The sequence below is a fragment of the Rhodoferax sp. P2_H8_2 genome (assembly GCF_056403235.1).
The window spans coordinates 1-17,702 of the sequence record NZ_JBFUFW010000006.1 but is presented as its reverse complement, the minus strand read 5'-3'; the positions used below and the strand labels follow the sequence as shown (position 1 = coordinate 17,702).

Here is a 17,702-nt window from a genome sequence, read left to right as displayed (position 1 = left end):
ACGAAGTGACAAGCGTGGGGGATCACGATTTTGCCTTCACATAGCTCCCTGGCGCAGGCATCGTGGCTTTGTATTTGCCTTTGCCGTACGTCTTGGGTGCAGCAATTTGCTTGCCAGCATGACTTTTGAGCCAAGTGGACCAGTCGGTCCACCAGCTACCCGGGTGCTCCTTCGCGCCAGCCAGCCATTCGGCGTGCGTTTTGGGTAATTTTCCATCAGCACGAATCCAATGGCTACGTTTGTTCTTGGCGGGCGGGTTGATCACGCCGGCAATATGGCCGGAGGCACCCTGCACAAACCGCTTTTTACCTGTCAGCACCTGCGTAGACGCGTAGGCCCCGCCAATCGGCACGATGTGGTCTTCACGCGAGCCATAGATGTAAACCGGGATGTCGACCTTGCGCAGATCCAGCTTCTCGCCGCACACGGTGACTTTGCCGGGTTTGACCAGGTTGTTTTCAAAATAGGTATTGCGAAGGTACCAGGCGTAGTACGGGCCGGGCAGATTGGTGCTGTCGCTGTTCCAGTACAGCAAATCGAATGGTGGCGGCGTTTCACCCTTCAGGTAATTACCCACCACGTAGTTCCACACTAGATCGTTGGGGCGCAAAAAGCTGAACGTACTGGCCAGATCCTGGCCCTTCATCATGCCGCCCTTGCCCAGTTCCTGCTCGCGGTATTTAACAAACGCTTCATCGATGAAGACATCGAGAATGCCGGTGTCAGTGAAGTCCAGGAAGGTGGTCAGCAGTGTGGCGCTGGCGACGGGCTTCTCGCCGCGGGCCGCAAGCACTGCCAATGCAGTACCCAGCATCGTGCCGCCCACGCAAAAGCCCAATGCGTTGATGGCCGGCGCACCGGTGATCTCCTGCACCACGCTGATCGCCTTGATCACCGCGCCTCCGATGTAATCGTCCCAGGTCTTGTGCGACAGCGAAGCATCCGGGTTGCGCCAGCTCACGACGAACGTGCGATGACCTTGTGACACGGCATAGCGCACCAGCGAGTTTTCGGGTTGCAGATCCAGGATATAGAACTTGTTGATGCAGGGTGGCACCAGCAGGAAGGGCTTTTCGTAGACCTTGGTGGTCAGCGGCTTGTATTCGATCAGCTGCAGCAGCTCGTTTTCGAACACCACCGCGCCTTCGGACGTCGCCACGTTCTTGCCGACTTCAAACAGGCTTTCATCGGTCATAGACACATGGCCCTGTTGCAGGTCATGCATCAGGTTCTTCATCCCTTTGGCGATGCTCTCGCCCTTGGTCTCGATGGCCATCTTCTGGGCTTCGGCATTGAAGGCCATGAAGTTGCTGGGTGCGGATGCTGCCACCCATTGCTCTACCGCAAAGCGGATGCGGCTGCGCGTTTTGGCATCGGCTTCAACCGCCTCAGCCAGGCCCATCAGGGTGCGGGCGTTCAGAAGGTAAACGGCTGCGGAATAGGCGGCGATGGGGTTGTCGTGCCAAGCGGCGTTGGAAAAACGGCGATCACCTGAGGTGTCAGGCGTTTGAATGCCATGGCTGAACAAATCCAAAGCCTCTTTCAGATATTGCTGTTGCAGCACTTGCAGTTTTACAGGTGCAAACGCAATCGCAGGCGGCTTCTCACCCAAGCCGGGCATACCCGCACCGGCAGCACCCAGGTCCATACCCTGAAACGACTGCAGCGCCTTGGCCCAGCTGTCCGCCATGGCTTGCTGAAATTGGTCAGCGGTCTGGGTCCAGAATTCGGGAGAGTTCTGTGTCACGCCATCACCTTGTTGGGTTGGGTTTGAAAGATGGCTCTAGTATGTCAGGCTTGCGCTACGGTATCCTGACACAGAACAAAATGAAACCGTTATGTACCTGATCCCTATCGCCTGGATTTATGTGGCCCTGATGATGGCCGTAGCCGAAGCCACGAACACGAACGGCACGGTACTGGGCGCCATCGTCACCTTCACTTTTTATGGCCTGCTGCCTGTAGGTCTGATCCTGTATTTCATTGGTACGCCAAGCCGTAAGCGCGCGTTGCGAGCCAAAGACGCAGAGCAGCGCCGGCAATTCGTGGCAGCACAGGCCTCAGTCCAGCCAGATGCAGGCAGCGAAGCGCCCGCTGATCCGGTCGCGCCGGTGGGAAAAGAACCGTGAAGGCTGGCTGACGGTGCACCATTCGGTACTGCTGTCATTGCCAAATACGGCAGTCACACCCAACACCGCCAAACGCTGACGCGCCAGACCCGCCAAATCGGCCAGCCACTTGCCTTGCCCCAGCGCAGCAAAGCAATCCGCCGCTTGCGCCGAGGTCTGCACAAAGGCTTCGCGCACTTCGTCGCCCACTTCGAATGCCGTAGGTCCAATGCACGGCCCCAGCCATGCTATCAAATCAGTAGCTGCTTGCGCACGTTCTGCGGGCTCTGCAGGCACTTTTTCCTGGAAAAATGCTTCCAGAATGCCGCGGCCCTGCATCGCACCGGCGCCCGCCAGCCCGCGCCAACCCGCATGCAGCGCAGCCACAAAGCTGCCCGCGCGGTCCGTCAGCAGAATCGGCAAGCAATCCGCCACCATCACCGTGCAGACCCGGCCCCTCTGGCCGCTCCACGCGCCGTCAGCTGGCAGTCTGCCAGCCTCTTCTTCGTCCAACGTACCAAGTTCCAGTACTTGCGTGCCGTGCACCTGGTTCAGGAAAACCAGCGGACCGGCGGCACGGGCCTGCAGCACAGCTCGGTTGTGGGCCACATGCGCGGGCACATCGCCCACCGCGCGGCCAAGGTTCAGGCTGTCATAGGGCGGCGCCGACACGCCACCCGCACGCGTCGTGCACAGCGCGCGCACGTGCGCCGGCGCTGGCCATCGCGGTACCAGCCAGTCTGCATGGGGCGCCTGTGTCATGGTTCGAAATCAGGGCAATGCGAAGGCTGCGCGTTGATAAACGCAGGCAATTGCATGCAGGCATCAAACGCCGCCATGCTGCGCGGCAAACCATCAAAGCTCACATTGAAGCGCTGGCCATTGAAGATTTGCGGCACCAACAGACAGTCGGCCAGTGTCGGCGTATCGCCATAACAGTACACAGAAGCCGGGCGTCTTTGCGCTGCGCGCTGCGCCTCCAATACCTGCAACTGTCGTTCAAACGCTTCCATCCCGGTGCGCACCCAATGGCGATACCAGGTGTTCTTGGCCTCATCGTCCAGATGCAATTCCTTTTGCAGGTATTTCAGAACCCGCAGGTTGTTGATCGGGTGGATCTCGCAGGCAATCGACTGCGCCAAGGCGCGCACCTGGGCACGGCACAATGCGTCGGGCGGCAGCAGCGGCGGCAGGGGTCGCGTTTCGTCCAGGTATTCGATGATGGCCATGCTCTGCGACAGGCTGGCTTCGTCGATTTCCAGCAAAGGCACCAGCCCATCGGGCGCTTTGTCGGTATATGACGCCTGTTTGTGTTCACCCTTCGCCAGATGCACCGAGACATAGTCATAAGGCAAATCCTTGAGCCCCAACGCGATGCGCACGCGAAACGAGGCTGAGGAACGAAAGTAGTTGTACAGTTTCATCCCGCGCAGCATAAAGGATGCTCTGCATTCTTCAACCGGAACAAATCATGATTCTTGAACTCGCCGACATCCGCATCCCGCCAGGCCAGAACGCCGCTTTTGAAGAGGCCATTGGCCGTGGCGCAACGACCGTCATCAACCGCGCCAAGGGCTTCCAGGGCTACAAGGTGCACCGCGGCATCGAAAGTGCCGAACGCTATGTGCTGCAAATCTGGTGGGACACCTTGGAAGACCACACCATCGGCTTTCGCCAATCCGAGCTGTTTACCGAATGGCGCGCCATCGTCGGGCCATTCTTTGCGGCACCGCCGGTGGTAGAACACTTTGAGCTGGTCTCCAAGTCCAACTGACCTAAGGAAACCCGACATGTCCTATGTCCTCAAACCTCCCGCCGTTGCCAGCGTTGCTGTTATCGGTACGACCCAGCGCTTTGCGGTCCACCGCATCTACTGCGTAGGCCGCAATTACGAAGACCACGCCAAGGAGATGGGCCACACGGGCCGCGAGCCGCCCTTCTTTTTCATGAAACCGGCCGACGCGGTGTTGAGCGCGAACGTGGGCGAAACGGTGGCAATGCCCTACCCCACGCTCACAAGCAATCTGCACCACGAAGTGGAGCTGGTGGTTGCGATTGGTGTGGGCGGCTCGAACATTGCCGCGGCCGACGCACACAAACACATTTATGGCTACGCCGTGGGTTTGGACATGACCCGACGCGACTTGCAAAACGACATGAAGAAACAGGGCCGACCCTGGTGCATTGGCAAAGGCTTTGATGACTCCGCGCCGATTGGGCCTATCACCCCTGTGGACGCCGCTGGTGACCTGAGCGCGGCCAGCATTGCGCTGCAAGTCAATGGCCAGGACAAGCAGAAAAGCGTGATTTCCAAAATGATCTGGAACATCGCCGAGACCATTGAGCAACTCTCCGCCGCGTGGGCACTGCAACCCGGCGACCTGATCTTTACCGGCACGCCGGAAGGCGTGGGCGCTGTGGTGCGCGGCGATGTGCTCGCTGCCAGCGTCACGGGCCTGACGCCGCTGACCGTCAAAATTACCTAGGGAAATAGCTTGGCGTTGTTGGAAACATTCGCACGCTGGTGCGCCGTGCTCGCTGGTGTGTTGTTGACCGGCATTGCGCTACTGACTTGCACTGGCATCATCGGGCGCGAATTTTTTGGCGCCACGGTGGCGGGTGATTTCGAGTTGTCTGCCGCAGCGGCCGGTGCAGCCATCGCGCTGTTCATGCCCATGTGCCACTTGCGGGGCGGCAATATCCTGGTGGATGCATTTACGACGCGCACCTCGCTGAAGACCAACGCTGTGCTGGACCGCGTTGGCGCGTTCACGATCGCACTGCTGATGGCGCTGCTCGCATGGCGCACAGCGGTGGGCGCATTGAGCGCCTGGGACAACCATTCCGCCAGCATGCTGATGGGCTTTCCCGATTGGGTGGTTTATGCAGCCATGGTGCCGCCGTTTGTACTGACCGCCTGCATTGGCCTGTATCAATGCACGACCGGCAACACGCGGGCGGTGAAGCCATGACGCCTATCGCGATTGCAGGATTGATCTTTGGCCTGATGCTGCTTTTGATGGCGCTGCGTGTGCCGATTGCGGTGAGCATGTTTGCAGCTGGCGCAGCGGGCTATGTGTGGCAAGCGGGCTGTGATCCGCTCGTCAACTTTCTGACCAACCAGGCGTTCGCGCGCTTTGCGAACTACGACCTGTCGGTGATCCCGCTGTTCATCCTGATGGGCCACTTTGCAACCCAGGGCGGCATTTCCAAAGCGCTGTTTGCATTTGCCAGCGCGCTGATGGGGCGCTTTCATGGCGGGCTGGCAATGGCCTCCGTACTCGCCAGCGCCGGGTTTGGCGCGATCTGCGGTTCGTCGGTGGCGACGGCTGCGACGATCACCTCCGTCGCATTGCCTGAACTGCGCCGCCAGGGCTATTCAGGCCGCCTGGCCACGGCCACGCTGGCGGCGGGTGGCACGCTGGGCATCCTGATTCCCCCATCCGTGCCCTTGGTGATTTACGCCATCCTGGCCGAGCAAAACATTGCCAAGCTGTTTGCCGCGGCGATGGTGCCCGGCATCATTGCGATGCTGGGTTACATGCTGGTGATTGCCATTTATGTGCGCCGTGTGCCGGGCCAGGCACCGCTGCCGACTAAGGACGGCGTATCCGCATTCAGCTGGGCCACGCTCAGCGGTGTGCTGCCGATTGCCTGCATCTTCGTTGTCGTGTTTGGCGGCATCTACGGAGGGCTGTTCACACCCACGGAAGGCGCAGCCGTTGGCGCAGCGTCCACACTGATTGCAGCCCTGTTCAAACGCGAGCTGACACGCGCGAAACTGGCCGAATGCTTCTACGCCACCGCCGAGAGCACCGGCATGATCTTCCTGATTTTCATCGGCGCAGACGTGATGAATTCTTCACTGGCGCTGACGCAATTGCCAAGCCAGTTGCCGGGATTGGTGCAGAGCTGGGGATTGTCTCCGTTGGTGTTGATGGCGCTGATCGTGGTGTTCTACAACCTGTTGGGCTCGGTGATGGACGAGCTGTCCATGATGCTGCTGACCATCCCGATCTTCTTCCCCATTGTGATGGGGCTGGACTTCGGCATGTCCAAGGAATACACCGCGATCTGGTTCGGCATCATGGTGCTGATGACCGTGGGCTTTGGCATGCTGTGCCCGCCAGTGGCCCTGAACGTCTACGTGGTCAACGCGATGGCCAAGGATGTGCCCATCGCCGAGAGTTACCGCGGCGTGTTGCCATTTTTAGTGAGCGACACGCTGCGGATTTTGCTGCTGCTGTTCTGCCCGGGCGTATGCCTGTGGCTGGTACAGTTTGTGCGCTGAGCTGGATCAAAAGGTTTCCCAATCGTCATCACCACCGGCCGACTTTGCTGGCGCGGGCGCCGGCTTGGGCAGTGAGGCTGGCTTCATCGAGACAGCAGGCTTAGGCGCAAATGACTTGGACGGCGCAGGCTTGAAGCCGCTGCCCGCCGCGGGGCCGGTGCGGCGCTCATCACCCTTGAACGGCTTGGCCGCGGGCGCTGCGGAGCGCACCATGCTCTTCGGTGAGTAGTCTGCAGAATCCAGTTTGAAGGCTGCGACCACTTGCACCAAGTCCTGTGCCTGTCCCTTCAGGCTGCTGGCGGCAGCGGCCATTTCTTCCACCAATGCCGCGTTTTGCTGGGTGGCCTGGTCCATCTGCACTACCGCTTCACCCACTTGCGCAACACCCGTCGCCTGCTCGTTGCTGGCGGCACTGATCTCGGCCATGATGTCGGTCACGCGCCGGATGCTGCTGACCACCTCGGTCATCGTGACACCCGCCTTGTCCACCAACACGGTGCCCTGCTCCACGCGCTCCACGCTGGCGTTGATCAGACTCTTGATCTCCTTGGCAGCTTCGGCGGAACGCCCGGCCAGCGAGCGCACTTCAGAGGCCACCACCGCAAAGCCGCGGCCCTGCTCACCAGCGCGTGCGGCTTCCACCGCCGCATTGAGCGCCAGAATATTCGTCTGAAAGGCGATGCCATCAATGACGCTGATGATGTCGGAGATGCGGCGTGACGACTCGTTGATGCCCTTCATGGTTTCGACCACCTGGCCGACCACATTGCCGCCCTGCACTGCTACGGTAGATGCACTGTTGGCCAGCTGGTTGGCCTGGCGCGCGGAATCTGCGTTTTGCTTGACGGTCGCGCTCAGCTCTTCCATGCTCGCCGCAGTTTCTTCCAAAGCACTGGCCTGTTGCTCGGTACGGGCACTCAAATCGTTATTGCCCTGCGCAATCTCGGCGCTGGCCGTTGCCACCGATTCAGAGCCTGACCGCACGTTCGACACCACCTTGACCAAACTAGCCTGCATGGCTTGGAGGGATTTCAGCAAGGCGCCCACTTCGTCTTTGCCGTCGTGGTTCAGATGTGCAGTGAGATCCCCTTGCGCGACCTCTTGAGAGAATCGCAACGCCTTGCCGATGGGGCCGGTGATGGAGCCGGTAATCGTCCAAGCCAGAAAAGCGGCAATAGCCACCGCAATCAGGGTAGCGACGATTGACGTGGTACGAACCGAATCATTCACTTTGACTGAATTGTCAAACTCAACCTTGGACAGTGACACCTGCAAGTTCATCAGCTTTTCCATGGGTTCAAAGAATTTGGATGCGGTCTTGCTGATTGCGGTGGCGTAAAGCGTCTTGGCTTCTTCGGTCTTGCCGGCCAGACTGGCTTCGCGCGTAGGTGCCAGTCCCTCTGAGCGGTACGCCTTCAAAGCTGGCTCAATCTCTGCAATAAGCACTTTTTCTTCCGGCGCCAGCTCAGTGGCCTTGTACTTGGCCCACAAGGCATCGATTTTTTCGCCATTCTTCACCGTTTCAGCCGCACGCTTTGTCACATTGGCAGGGTCAGGATTAATGATCATGTCCATGATCAGAACGCGGTTGCGCATGGACAGATACTGCACGTCGGCCAAGTCGTTCACCGGGATCAGCCTGTCAGCGTACATACTCTCCACGACCTTGAAGGTTTTGCCAATGCCGTTGACGCCCACGTACGCGATGCCAATCATCAACAAGACCAAAGTGACGAAAGCCGTAGTAAGTCGCGCCCCAATCTTCATATTGCTCAAAAACTGCATGATGTTCTATTGCCTTTCCTGGGTGCCGATTTGCCGCTACAAATGATTACACAGATTGGCACCTGATTGGTGCGATTTTCAGGACTAAGGTCTCGGGGCTGAAGATGCGGGAATTTCTAGTCCTCTTACCCCTGCACGGAAGCACCTTTGTCTTGCAGTACAGTTCGTCTTTACCCCCCAATTGCCTCCATGTTTCAAAGACGCACTCTCCTGAAAACCGGCGCTGCTGCAGCCCTTGGCGCGCCAGCCCTGGTTGGCTTTGCGCAGCAGAGCATCACACTCAAATTCCACACCTTCATGGCACCGTTGTCCAATGTGTGGCTGACCATGCACAAGCCGTGGATGGACAAGGTAGAAAAGGAATCCGGCGGGCGCATCAAGTTCGAGGCTTACCCAGCGATGCAACTGGGCGGCACGTCGGCCCAGTTGTATGACCAGGCACGCGATGGCGTGGTCGACATTGTCTGGACACTCCCCGGCTACACCGCAGGCCGCTTCCCGCGCACGGAGGCCTTCGAGCTGCCGTTCATGATGAACAACGCCGAGGCCACCAGCAAGGCGCTGTGGGAATACCTGAACACGGTCGCCACCGACGATTACAAGGAGACGCACCTGCTGGCGGTCAACGTGCATGGCCCGGGCGTTTTGCACACCAAGGACAAGCTGGTCAAAACCGTGGCCGATCTGCGTGGCATGAAACTGCGTGGCCCGTCGCGTCCGGTGACCAAGATGCTAGGTTACCTGGGCGCCATTCCGGTGGGCATGCCGCTGCCGAGCATTCCCGATGCGCTGTCCAAAGGCACGATAGAAGGCTGTGTGCTGCCATGGGAAGTCATCCCCTCGGTCAAGGTGCAGGAACTCACCCGTTTTCACAGCGAGTTCGACCCCAGCGTCGGCGCGATGTACACCTCAGCCTTTGTGATGGCGATGAACAAGAAGCGCTACGAGTCCTTGCCTGCCGATCTGCGCAAGGTGATCGACAACAACTCCGGCCTGGCAACCTCTGGCTGGCTGGGCAAGACACAACAGGGCAACGATCCGCTAGGCAAGAAGAGCGCCACCGACCGCGGCAACACGGTCACGATGATTACGCCCACTGATGCGCAGGAGTTCAAGCGCAAGGCGGCGGTAGTAGAAGTCGAGTGGATCGAAGAGTTGAACAAACGCAACCTCGACGGCAAGCTGCTGCGCGACGCCGCACGCGACCTGATCGCAAAGCACGCCAAGCGCGCCTGAAAAATCTCATGCTGCGCACCCCCATACAACACTGCAAACAATGCGGCACCGCCGTGGTGTACCGCTTGCCGGACGACGGGGATACCAAAGAACGCGCTGTCTGCACGGCTTGCAATACGGTGCACTACGAGAACCCGCTGAACGTGGTGGGCACCGTACCGATTTGGGAAGACAAAGTGCTGCTGTGCATGCGCAATATCGAGCCGCGCCGCAACAAGTGGACTCTTCCCGCTGGTTTCATGGAGCTGAACGAAACCACGGCGGAAGGCGCAGCGCGCGAGACGGTGGAAGAAGCCGGCGCCCAGTTTGAAATGCAGGAAATTTTCAGCCTGCTGAACGTCCCCCGCGTTGGCCAGGTGCATATGTTTTACCGGGCCAAGCTGCTCAGCGACCAGTTTGATCCGGGGCCGGAAACCGTAGAGGCACGGTTGTTTACAGAAGCCGAGATCCCGTGGGACGAACTCGCCTTTCGCACGGTCAAGGAAACGCTCGAACGCTACTTTGCCGACCGCCGCGCAGGCCGATTTGGTTTCCACACCATAGACATCACCTGAGCCATGCTGCCTTGCTATGTGATGCTGGACCTGGAGACCACCGGGGGTAATGCGGTTCATGACCGCATTACCGAAATTGCCGCGGTGCGCATTGAAAACGGTGTGGAGACACGGCGTTGGAGCAGCCTGGTCAATCCCGGCGTCAGCATTCCGCCTTTCATTCAGCAACTAACCGGTATCACCAACGAGATGGTGAAAGACGCGCCTACGTTTGAAGAACTGGCCCCGATCATCAGCCAGTTGCTGGAAGGCGCGGTCTTCGTTGCGCACAACGTGCGCTTTGACCACGGCTTTGTAGTCAACGAGTTTGAGCGCCTGGACACCAAGCTCAAGCTCAAGGTCAAGGTCAAGACGCTGTGCACCGTGCGCCTGTCACGCAAGCTGTACCCGCAACACAAAGGCCACGGGCTGGACGCGATCATGCGTCGCCATGGCCTGACCACACTGGCGCGCCACCGCGCAATGGGCGATGTGGACATGGTGCTGGCCTGGCTCAAGATTGCCGAGGCCGAACTGGGTATACCCGCCATTGAGCGCGAAGCGCAGGCCTTGCTGCAAAGCAGTGCCAGCCTGCCGCCACTGCTGGAAACGGCGATCACGGATATCCCCGACTCGCCCGGTGTTTATCTGTTTTTTGGCGAAGGCCCGCTGCCGTTGTATGTGGGCAAGAGCGTCAACATGCGCACGCGGGTGATGTCGCACTTTCAATCGGCCAGCAAAGTCGCACGCGAAATGCGCATCCTGCAGGAGATTCGCCGCGTCGAATGGCGCGAAACCGCGGGCGAACTGGGCGCGCTGTTGCTGGAGTCGCGTCTGGTCAAGGAGCTGCAGCCGGTCTACAACCGCCAATTGCGCCGCGAGCGCAACCTGAGCGCCTGGCAATTGGCGACGGACCCTACGCAATACCCTGTGCTCAAGCTGGTACAGATTGACGATGTGCAGCCGGAAGCTTTGCCTCAATTGTTTGGCGCCTACCGCAGCAAGCGCCAGGCCCATGATGCGCTGCGTGCGTTGGCCGATGCCCATGGCCTGTGTCTGCAGGCGCTCGGTCTGGAATCCAGCAAGGGGCCTTGCTTCGCCCACCAAATCGGCAAATGCAAAGGCCTGTGTGCCGGACGCGAAACGGCTGCGTTGCACCGGGTGCGGCTGCAAATGGCGCTGGCGGAGCACCGCCTGAAAGCCTGGCCCCACAAGGGCAAAGTCGCTATCCGCGAATACCACCCGGCCACGCAACGCACCGATATCCATGTGTTTGACCAGTGGTGCCACTTGGCGACGGTGCACGACGACAGCGACCTTGAAGACGCCGTGCAATCCAGCTCTGCACTGGCGTTTGATCTGGACACCTACCGCCTGCTGACCAAGCGTCTGGGCCAGCCTGCGGGGCGCGATCCATCGGTCTTTCATCTGCCGGAGGCCATCCATGGCTAAGAACGCCCTCACTGTGCGCGACCAGGCCAGCAACGCCATCCTCGATCTGGTTTTGCATGTGCCAGACAGCAAGGAACAGGCGCTGCTTCACCCCGCCGCTCGCGCACATGCCATTGGCCGCACCGCCGCGCGCCAGGCCACGATGCTGGCCAGTTCGCTGGCATTGCCGCCGGGCGTGTTGGGTTGGCTCACCGTTTTGCCGGAGCTGATTGGTGTGTGGCGCATTCAGGCGCAAATGGTGTCGGACATCGCGGCGGTCTATGGCAAACAAAAGTCGCTCAAACGCGAAGAGATGCTGTATTGCCTGTTCAAGCACGTATCGGCCCAGCTGTTTCGCGACGTGGCCGTGCGCATCGGACAGCGGGTGGTCGTGCGCGAGGCCACGACCAAGGTGCTGCAATCCATCGCGCAGGCACTGGGCGTCAAAGTCACGCAAAAGGTATTGAGCAAAGGCGCAGCGCGCTTTGTGCCGCTGCTGGGCGCTGTGGGCGTTGGCGCCTATGCGTACTTCGATACGCTGCAGGTTGCCAAGACCGCAAACGAACTGTTCGCTCAGAATTCAACAATAAAAGTGCCTCCAACGCCCGAAGAGCGTGCGTAGGCAGCTATCAAAACAGGAGCATTTTTTGGCCAAGCTTTTCTTCCGTTACTCAGCGATGAACGCCGGGAAATCCACATCGCTGCTGCAGATTGCCTACAACTACGAGGAACAGGGCCAGCGCGTGCAGCTCTATACGGCGGGCATTGATGACCGCGAAGGCGTGGGCGTAATTGCTTCTCGCCTGGGGTTGCAACGCCCCGCCAGCATCTTTGACGCCAGCACCGATTTCTGGAGCCTGCTGCAAGACCAGAGCGGACTGGCCTGTGTTTTGATCGACGAATCGCAGTTTTTGACCGCGGCGCAGGTGCGCCAGTTGCACCAGATCGCCCACACGCGCAACATCCCCGTTATCTGCTTTGGCCTGCGATCCGACTTCCAGGGCAAGCCCTTTGACGGCTCGGCCTACCTGCTCACGCTGGCGGATGACCTGGAAGAGATCAAGACCATCTGCGCCTGTGGTCGCAAAGCGACGATGAACATCCGCGTCAACGACGCTGGCCAGCGCGTGCGCGAAGGCGAGCAGGTCGAAATTGGCGGCAACAACCGCTACCAACAGGTCTGCGCACGCTGCTTTTATGCCGAAAACCCGCCCTAAGCCCTAGAAGCAGTAGCCCTTTTTCAATCCTGCATGCAAAATGTAAGGAATTGTTAAAGGCGTCGATGAGACTAAGAACAGCAACCATTGGCCTGGCGCTAGCGGGTGTGACCCTGGGGAGTGCTGCGCTGACATTGGGCCGCGCCCGTGGTGCGGCGTTGATTGGCCAGCCTCTGGAGTTGACCGTCACCGTGCAAATGGAGCCCGGCCAGGCCGCCAATGGCCTGTGCGCGGACGCCGATGTTTTTTACGCCGACAGCAAACTGGACGGTGGCCGTGTCCAGGTTTCGTCCGAGCCCAGCGCCCAGGCGGATACCGCCATCATCCGTATCAGCGCCTCCGCCCTGATCGACGAGCCTGTGGTCACCGTCTATGTGCGCGCCGGTTGCGCCACCAAGACCACACGCCGCTATGTGATGCTGGCGGATTTCCCCACCGATAACGTATCCCCACCCCAGCGCGCGCCGGAGCCGCCCCCTGTTCCCACAGTGGTGCCCACAGCTACACCCGTTCCCGCCACCATCAGTCAACCATCGCTCGCCGCTAGTGCTGCGCCCAAAGCCACCCTGCCCCGTAGCCAGCCCATCCCTCCGATACGGCCCGAGAGCAAACCGCCGGTTGTGCGCGAGCCCTCAAAGTCGAGCAAGCCCGCACCTTCCGCCGAGCCGAAAGCCCCCAAAGCGCGGCTAAGGCTTGACCCGCTGGAAAACCTGGCCGAACGCATCAAGACACTGGAGGCCACCACCTCCGCCGCACCGCTGGAAGACATGGTGCGCGACTCACAACGCATCCAGCAGTTGCAGAGCAGCGTGAAAGCACTGCTTGATCAGGCTACCAAGAATGAAGCCAGCCTGATCGCCATGCGCGAACGCATGGACCGGGCCGAGTCTGACCGCGTACCCGCCTGGCTGGTGTACGCGCTGTTGGCTGTGGTGGCCGCATGTGCTGCGGCCATTGCAGTGCTGTGGAACCGGCGCGACCCGTCGGCATGGCGCTCTGGTCTCGCTAACTCTGACAACGCGGCTCCAGCGCGTACACAGCGGATGGCCGCGGTGGCGGAAGATCAGTTCGTTGAAGAAACCGGCCCAGACACCCATGCGCAACCTCAGCCAGTGCGCCTGAAGCAGCAAGGGCGCCATCCGTTGGATCTGGGTGCACGGCCGTTCGAGAGCTACGTCACGGTGAATGCGCCGCTGATGGCCTCCGACTCGGACATCATGGCTTTTGGCGGCGATTCCAACTTCGACCACCCTGACTTCAACACCAGCAAGATGTTCGACCTGCGCCAGCAGGCCGAGTTCTTCACCAAGCTGGGCAAGTTGGACGAAGCCATTGAAGCGCTGGAAAAACGCATCCGCGAAAACAGCAAGGATTGCCCGCTTGTGTATCTGGAGTTGCTCCGGGTGGCGAACCAGCACAGCCTCAAAACCGACTTCCGGCAGTTCCGCGACGAGATGATGCAGGTCTTCAACGTCAACGTCCCCGAGTTCGCACTGTTCCGGGACGAAGGCCGCAACCTGGAGGCCTACCCTGGCGTGCTATCGCACATCCGACAACTGTGGCCCACGCCGCAGGTCATGGACGTGATCGAAGCCTGCGTGTTGATCACACCGGGCGAGAAGAATGCGGCGCGCTTTGACCTCGCCGCATTTCGCGACCTGGTCATGTTGCATGGCCTGATCCACTTCCAGACCTCCCAGGGCCAGGAGCACGACGCCGAGGAAAACATGGACTCGGAGCACGTGTCGCTCGACCTGTGAGCCAGGCCCCGGTGCGACCAGGCACTTTCTCTGTTCTTTTTGTCTGCATGGGCAACATCTGCCGCAGCCCTACGGCGCACGGCGTGTTCAGGCACATGGTCAAAACGCAAGGCCTGGAACGCTCCATCCGCGTCGACTCGGCCGGAACCCACAACTACCATCCCAATAGCCCGCCGGATGAACGCTCGCAGGAGCATGCCAAGAAACGTGGCTATGCGCTACACGACCTGCGCGCCCGCCAGATCCGCGATCATGACTTCGACGCCCACGACCTGATCGTCGTGATGGACTGGGACAACCTGGAAGAAGTCAAAGAGCGCTGCCCGCCGCAGCACCTGTCCAAGCTACGCCGTCTGACCGAGTTTTGCAGCGTGCACAAGAGCGACGTCGTGCCCGACCCCTACTACGGCGGCGTACAGGGGTTTGAGCGGGTACTGGACTTGGTGGAAGACGGATGTGCGGGGCTGCTGGCGGAAGCCAAATCCAGAATCAGGGCCTAGGCCCACCCGCTATAAAACCAGCCGCTAGCGCGCACAGGTATTGCGTAAGCAGCTATAGAAACAATAGCAACCCGGCGACAATGCCCCTGTATTGCCACAAACAACCAAAATGGCGCAAAATGCGCCATAAAGGAGAAATACCATGCCCCCATCCAGCGCAGCCTTTGCCTCCGTCAAGCTCCCCTCGACCTTGGTAGCCCAAGCCCGTGAGGCCGCACAGCCCATGCGCCGCTCCGTAGCAGGCCAAGTCGAGTATTGGGCCACGCTGGGCCGCATCGTGGAACACAGCGGCCTGACCGCCCAAGAGGCCCAAACCGCCATCGCCAACTACGAGGCCACAGCCCGAAGCGCCCGCCCTGCGCTTACGCAAGCAGACGCCTTGCTCCAACAGTTCATGTCCGCAGAGATCGACGGCAGCCTGGCACAGCGCGTGCGGGAGGTCGTGGCCAGCAACCGCAACAAGGCCATGGACGTAGGAAAAGGCGCAGCCGCCTGACATGGCGGACAAACCGGTCTTCTACCTGCTGGCCGGGCCCAATGGCGCTGGCAAATCCACGCTGTACCAAGCGCTGGTTCTGAATGGCACCATTCCCAAGGCCGCAGAGTTTGTGAATGCAGATGTGTATGAGGCACAGCACCTGCAACACATCGCCGAGAGACAAGCCCGCTCCGAACAGGCCCGCCTATGGGCAGACGCACGCCGCGCCGAGCTGCTGAACGCCGGCCAGTCCTTTGTCAGCGAAACCGTGTTTTCTCACGCATCCAAACTGAAGTTGATTGAAGACGCGCAAGCGAAGGGCTTCTTTGTGATGCTGCTGGTCGTGGCGCTGGACCAACCCGATCGCCTATTAGCGCGCGTCGCCCAGCGCGTGGCCGAGGGTGGACACGCGGTGCCCGCAGAACGCATATTGGCGCGCTACCCTCGTACGCTGGTCAACCTGATCCAGGCCGTGCGACTGGCCGATGCCGCAGTCCTGTACGACTCGCACGACGTCACACCGGGTACCAATACGGCAGTAGCGATGTGCAAAGGAACCTGGACGAAAGAGCTGGTGCAGCCGCTGCCGGAATGGGCGCAGCAGGTTTTATGGGCTCAATAGGCCTGTAACGCCCGCGGAATGTGCGTAAGCAGCTACTAAAAGAGTAGCAATCCATCGCTAACAAAGTGCCTTACCGAATGGCGAATTGCCGTGAGTCAGGCAAACGCCTGCAGCACATTGACGGCATTGATACCGACCTCTTCGACCGCGTAGCCGCCCTCAAACACAAATACGGTGGGCAGGCCTGCCTTGGCCAGCCGCTCACCGACACGCAGGTAATCGTCGCTCTTCAGCGTGAAACCGGAGATCGGGTCGCCTTCAAAGGTATCCATGCCCAGCGACACCACCAGCGCCTCGGCGCCAAATTTCTGGATCGCTGCCAACGCCGTCTCCAGCGCCTGCGCCCAGGTGGCATAGTCCGTGCCGCGCGGCAGCGGCAAGTTCAGGTTGGCACCCAGCCCCGCGCCTTGCCCTTGCTCATCGGCATGACCCAAGTAGAACGGGTACTCGGTGCGCGGGTCGCCGTGGACGCTGGCAAAGAACACATCGGGTCGGTCGTAAAAGATGGCCTGTGTGCCGTTGCCGTGGTGGTAGTCCACGTCCAGCACAGCGACCCTCTTCATGCCCGCATTGCGCAGGTGCTGCGCGGCCAGTGCGGCGTTGTTCAGGAAGCAGTAGCCGCCAAAGAAGTCCATGCCCGCGTGATGTCCAGGTGGGCGGCTCAGCGCGAATGACGCGCGGTCGCCGTTGACGATTTGCTGTGCGGCGCTTAGCGCACAATGCGCGCCGGCCCGCGCTGCCACCCAGGTGCCGCTGGTAAACGGTGAGCCGGCGTCGTACGAATACAGCCCCACCTTGGCGGCAAAGTTGTCGGGCTCCACATCCGTCCGGAAAGTGCGTGTGGGCCAGACCGACGGCAGGATGTCCTTCTCGGCATTCGCGGGATCCAGCGCCACCCACTGGTCCCACGCCGTGGCCAAGAAGTTCAGGTAGCGCGGGCTGTGGATGCCGGTAAGAGCGTTGTCGTCAAACGCGCGCGGGTTCTGCACCACGCCCAGCGTACGCCGCTGCAGCTCGGCCAACACGTGGTCGGCACGCGCCGGCACTTCAAAACACGGCACCAGCGCGCCACGGAACATTTCAACTTTGCCGTGGTGCTGGGCGTGGAGGTGGTTGTAGAAGGTGATCATGGAAACTCTCGCTTCAGGCCTCTTTCGAATACATGCCGGACAATGAAAAAAGCCTCTAAGTATCGCTACTTAGAGGCTTTTGACATTTCTTATGGTGTGAAAGCGCACGAATGATGCGTTAAAACCCGCACAAATCCGTCATTTTAACGCAAGGCAAGGGAGAACGTTCCCCGGCTTGTTCCCCGGCACTTTGATGGCTTTTACTGGCAACACCTGAGGCCGTTCATTAGGGAAACACGTCGAAATCCGAAGTCACGCCCGAATTGCTGCATCTCATAGTGACCTATCCGTCAAATCTGTGCCTCTAGACAGACAAATTGAGACTCATCCAAATCGTAAAGATCAATCCAAAAAACTGTTACTTGTGTGGAGTTGCTTCAAATTGCGCCGCTGTTTCCGCGATTTCGTGACCTCCATTCCTAGCCACAAAGCCAGCTTCTCGGCGTAGGGATCGAGCTTGCTGGACCGGGTTTGGCTTGCGTACTTAGGCTCACTCTCGTCGGATCGCAGGTACTTCTTCACGGTGTTGCGAGCCAGGCCTGTACGCCTGGAAATCTCACGGATGGACATCTGTTCTCGCAGTGCCCAACGTCTGATGACATTCAATGTCG

Annotated in this window: 19 protein-coding genes and 1 pseudogene; 14 read left to right on the top strand and 6 right to left on the bottom strand. The window is 60.0% G+C overall.

Annotated features, from left to right (window positions below):
* Positions 1-22 precede the first annotated feature (22 nt).
* Positions 23-1,690 carry a PHA/PHB synthase family protein gene (locus AC1DV6_RS12050; RefSeq protein WP_477978002.1) on the bottom strand — a complete coding sequence of 556 codons (1,668 nt, stop codon included), beginning with the start codon at positions 1,688-1,690 and terminating at the stop codon, positions 23-25.
* Between the two features lie 148 nt (positions 1,691-1,838).
* Between AC1DV6_RS12050 and AC1DV6_RS12045 the strand changes: the two genes are divergently transcribed.
* The gene (locus tag AC1DV6_RS12045; protein WP_477977710.1) at positions 1,839-2,129 is read left to right on the top strand and encodes a hypothetical protein; all 291 of its coding nucleotides are present in this window, start codon (positions 1,839-1,841) and stop codon (positions 2,127-2,129) included.
* Here the strand turns inward: AC1DV6_RS12045 and pgeF are convergent.
* Positions 2,061-2,870, bottom strand: coding sequence for a peptidoglycan editing factor PgeF (pgeF, locus tag AC1DV6_RS12040; RefSeq protein WP_477977709.1), 810 nt, complete (start codon positions 2,868-2,870; stop codon positions 2,061-2,063). The genes AC1DV6_RS12045 and pgeF overlap by 69 nt on opposite strands.
* Complete coding sequence (gene maiA / locus AC1DV6_RS12035; protein ID WP_477977708.1) at positions 2,867-3,532, bottom strand: maleylacetoacetate isomerase; 666 nt, start codon at positions 3,530-3,532, stop codon at positions 2,867-2,869. Before maiA ends, pgeF begins: the two co-directional genes overlap by 4 nt.
* Before the next feature lie 47 nt (positions 3,533-3,579).
* On the opposite strand from maiA, the gene AC1DV6_RS12030 reads away from it, so the two are divergent.
* Genes AC1DV6_RS12030 through AC1DV6_RS12015 form a run of 4 tightly spaced genes read left to right on the top strand, consistent with a single transcriptional unit; the run spans position 3,580 to position 6,399 of the window.
* Positions 3,580-3,882, top strand: coding sequence for an antibiotic biosynthesis monooxygenase family protein (locus tag AC1DV6_RS12030; protein WP_477977707.1), 303 nt, complete (start codon positions 3,580-3,582; stop codon positions 3,880-3,882).
* 16 nt (positions 3,883-3,898) lie between these two features.
* A complete protein-coding gene (locus AC1DV6_RS12025) occupies positions 3,899-4,594 on the top strand; it encodes a fumarylacetoacetate hydrolase family protein (RefSeq protein ID WP_477977706.1) in 696 nt (231 codons plus the stop codon).
* Between the two features lie 9 nt (positions 4,595-4,603).
* Positions 4,604-5,080 carry a TRAP transporter small permease gene (locus AC1DV6_RS12020; protein WP_477977705.1) on the top strand — a complete coding sequence of 159 codons (477 nt, stop codon included), beginning with the start codon at positions 4,604-4,606 and terminating at the stop codon, positions 5,078-5,080.
* A complete protein-coding gene (locus tag AC1DV6_RS12015; RefSeq protein WP_477978000.1) occupies positions 5,077-6,399 on the top strand; it encodes a TRAP transporter large permease in 1,323 nt (440 codons plus the stop codon). The genes AC1DV6_RS12020 and AC1DV6_RS12015 overlap by 4 nt, the downstream gene beginning before the upstream one ends.
* 6 nt (positions 6,400-6,405) lie before the next feature.
* On the opposite strand, the gene AC1DV6_RS12010 is transcribed toward AC1DV6_RS12015, so the two are convergent.
* Positions 6,406-8,184, bottom strand: coding sequence for a methyl-accepting chemotaxis protein (locus tag AC1DV6_RS12010; protein ID WP_477977704.1), 1,779 nt, complete (start codon positions 8,182-8,184; stop codon positions 6,406-6,408).
* A 189-nt stretch (positions 8,185-8,373) separates the two neighbouring features.
* Between AC1DV6_RS12010 and AC1DV6_RS12005 the strand changes: the two genes are divergently transcribed.
* The 9 genes from AC1DV6_RS12005 to AC1DV6_RS11965 all read left to right on the top strand — a co-directional run bounded on the left by AC1DV6_RS12005 (position 8,374) and on the right by AC1DV6_RS11965 (position 15,961).
* Complete coding sequence (locus tag AC1DV6_RS12005; RefSeq protein ID WP_477977703.1) at positions 8,374-9,420, top strand: TRAP transporter substrate-binding protein; 1,047 nt, start codon at positions 8,374-8,376, stop codon at positions 9,418-9,420.
* An 8-nt stretch (positions 9,421-9,428) separates the two neighbouring features.
* Entirely contained in the window at positions 9,429-9,974 is a 546-nt protein-coding gene (locus tag AC1DV6_RS12000; RefSeq protein ID WP_477977702.1) for an NUDIX hydrolase, read from the top strand.
* Between the two features lie 3 nt (positions 9,975-9,977).
* Complete coding sequence (locus AC1DV6_RS11995; protein WP_477977701.1) at positions 9,978-11,405, top strand: exonuclease domain-containing protein; 1,428 nt, start codon at positions 9,978-9,980, stop codon at positions 11,403-11,405.
* The gene (locus AC1DV6_RS11990) at positions 11,398-12,006 is read left to right on the top strand and encodes a hypothetical protein (protein ID WP_477977700.1); all 609 of its coding nucleotides are present in this window, start codon (positions 11,398-11,400) and stop codon (positions 12,004-12,006) included. The genes AC1DV6_RS11995 and AC1DV6_RS11990 overlap by 8 nt, the downstream gene beginning before the upstream one ends.
* Before the next feature lie 25 nt (positions 12,007-12,031).
* Complete coding sequence (locus AC1DV6_RS11985) at positions 12,032-12,601, top strand: thymidine kinase (protein ID WP_477977699.1); 570 nt, start codon at positions 12,032-12,034, stop codon at positions 12,599-12,601.
* 65 nt (positions 12,602-12,666) lie between these two features.
* Positions 12,667-14,361, top strand: a complete 1,695-nt coding sequence (locus AC1DV6_RS11980; RefSeq protein WP_477977698.1) for a hypothetical protein — start codon at positions 12,667-12,669, stop codon at positions 14,359-14,361.
* Complete coding sequence (locus tag AC1DV6_RS11975) at positions 14,358-14,861, top strand: low molecular weight protein-tyrosine-phosphatase (RefSeq protein WP_477977697.1); 504 nt, start codon at positions 14,358-14,360, stop codon at positions 14,859-14,861. Before AC1DV6_RS11980 ends, AC1DV6_RS11975 begins: the two co-directional genes overlap by 4 nt.
* Positions 14,862-15,003: 142 nt before the next feature.
* Complete coding sequence (locus AC1DV6_RS11970) at positions 15,004-15,357, top strand: TA system antitoxin ParD family protein (protein ID WP_477977696.1); 354 nt, start codon at positions 15,004-15,006, stop codon at positions 15,355-15,357.
* A 1-nt stretch (position 15,358) separates the two neighbouring features.
* Entirely contained in the window at positions 15,359-15,961 is a 603-nt protein-coding gene (locus AC1DV6_RS11965; protein WP_477977695.1) for an ATPase, read from the top strand.
* 95 nt (positions 15,962-16,056) lie between these two features.
* On the opposite strand, the gene AC1DV6_RS11960 is transcribed toward AC1DV6_RS11965, so the two are convergent.
* Complete coding sequence (locus AC1DV6_RS11960; RefSeq protein WP_477977694.1) at positions 16,057-17,091, bottom strand: histone deacetylase family protein; 1,035 nt, start codon at positions 17,089-17,091, stop codon at positions 16,057-16,059.
* Between the two features lie 366 nt (positions 17,092-17,457).
* Positions 17,458-17,702: pseudogene (locus AC1DV6_RS11955) on the bottom strand (IS21 family transposase); the annotation flags it as partial.